2 protein-coding genes are annotated in these 2251 nt (G+C 45.4%); both read left to right on the top strand.

All coding sequences use genetic code 11. The features are described 5' to 3' along the window. Positions 1-1112 (top strand): DUF7834 domain-containing protein (locus AC2A1E_RS23970; RefSeq protein ID WP_484385838.1); only part of this gene is annotated, 1112 nt, incomplete at its 5' end. Next, the coding region (locus AC2A1E_RS23965) for a DUF262 domain-containing protein (RefSeq protein ID WP_484385837.1) at positions 1105-2251 on the top strand (1147 nt) is incomplete at its 3' end. The genes AC2A1E_RS23970 and AC2A1E_RS23965, both read left to right, overlap by 8 nt.

The raw sequence follows: 2251 nt of genomic DNA, 5'->3' as shown, positions 1-2251 counted from the left end.
ACCAGCTAAAACCCAAAGTTGAAGGTTTTATGGGGCGACAGCGCTTTGCAAGCCAAGTGTCGGAATACAATCTGTACCAGAATTATCAGGAGCTAAAACGCAGGGTTAGCCACCGAGAATTCAGCGAGCAACATATCGATTTTCTTCTCAATCGCTGTCAAATGGCGGTCTTTGTGCTGAATGACCTATCTGAAGCCTTTCAGTTCTTCGACTCGCAAAATGCCCGTGGGCGGGATCTGGATCCTCACGATCTGCTTAAAGCTTTCCATCTACGTGAATTCGCCAGCCATGAGGCAAAACTGAAAGCTGCATCCGTTGCTCATTGGGAAGGATTAGCTAGTGATGATTTAGCTAATCTTTTCGCATCCTATCTCTACAGAGTACGTCAGTGGTCACAGGGGAATTCAGCTCGTTTCTTTGGTAAGGATGAGGTCAGCCTATTCAAAGGGATCAATCTTGATCAGATTGGTCAGTTCCCTTACGTGGAATCTTTGCGTATGGCTCACCATTTTGTGGATGACTATAACAATCAGTACCAACGCAAGATTGATGGCCAAAAAATGCGTTTCCCTTTCCATCTCGATCAGATGATTATCAATGGAAGACGCTTTTTCGAAATGGTGGAACACTACCAGCAACAGGTATCGGCAATTATCGCCAGTGAGCATGCCAGCACTCATACTCAAAAGCCGTTAATGATTCAGGGCGTGGTCCTTGATGAAATGGCAGCTGAGATACTCATAACGTTAAATTGCTATAGAAATCGCTATCGAACTGGGGATCAATATATACGCACAATGTTTGATTGTGCTCTGATCTTTTATATCGACAAATTTGGCGGGCAGTCGTTATCTGCAGCGATTGAAAAAAGCTTTATCTGGGCCTACAGATGCCGAATTCGGCAGCAAGTGGTACAGCTAGCGACTATGGACAACTATGTGCTGGAAAATAATCTGTTCCGGGTAATCAAAGAGGCCAGAGTACCTGGTGATGTACTATCTATGCCGCTACTCACAGTTAAGGCATCAGAAAATCACAATAACCGCCTTAAAGGTAACCATGAGCAAGATGAGCTGGTGAGGCTGTTCAAGGAGATGAACTACTATGAGTGATGCAGAGGTAACATCCTTTACGGTCAGATCATTGCTGGGTGATGCATCTCGTTATCTTATCCCCATGTACCAGCGTAACTATGCCTGGGGAGAAGGTGAGATCACTCAACTTGTGCAGGACATACTCGACTACCAGCAAAAAAGCCTGCATAGCTCTCTCCTTCAAACTTACTACATCGGTACGTTGGTCGTGTTCACTCGCCCTGATGGGCAGTCAGAGATAATCGACGGACAGCAGCGTTTCACTACTCTATCCCTTCTTGCTAACTGGTTAAAAAAACACGTGGGATCCACGCTGGATATGAGCTGGTACCAAGGGATTAACTTAGGGTTTGAGAGCAGACCCAAGTCTGGCGAAACCTTTGCTCGGCTCTGGCAAGGTGTGGAACCGCATAAACTGCGGAGCAAGGAATTTAATGAAGGGCTGATCAATGGCTATGAACTTATTGGCAAGGTACTACGCGACTTGAAATTAGTTGGTGAGTCATTAAACCATTTTTGTACCTATATGTTCGACCATGTACAAATAGCCCGAATAGAAGTGCCTGCCGATACCGACCTCAATCATTTTTTTGAGGTGATGAACAATCGAGGTGAGCAACTCGAAAAGCATGAGGTGGTGAAAGCACGACTAATGGGGGTACTCAACGAGATAACGGACCTGCAAGATCGACAGAGCAACCTGAACACCCTCTCACGAGTTTGGGATGCTTGCTCCAACATGGAACGTTATGTCCAGTACGGTTTTATACCAGCCGAACGTCATCAATTATTTGGGCAGGAAAATTGGGGGCAATTCGTGCCTGCTGATTTTAATTCTCTAGCTGACATGCTTATCCCGTCGACTTCGGAGCTTGGCACAACAGAGAACCAAACAAACCGCACACTGGCTGACATTATCAAGTCATCTTCAATCGTAAGTGGTGATAGAAGTGAAGAAGATGAAGGTAGCTCAGAGCGTTTTAATAGTGTTATCAACTTCTCCAACTTCCTGCTCCATGTGTTGCGTGTCTGCAGCAACACAGGTAAGAACAGAGTAGATGTTCCGCTTGACGACAAACAATTAATCGAACAGTTCGAACTTCGACTGTTAAAGCAGAATAACCCGGTTAAAGCGGTACAGGATTTCGTCTTTGCAC

It is taken from the genome of Serratia sp. HNCC26DJ206 (genome assembly GCF_057180605.1).
Note: the sequence above shows the minus strand (reverse complement) of the source record. Positions and strands in the feature narration are given on the sequence as shown.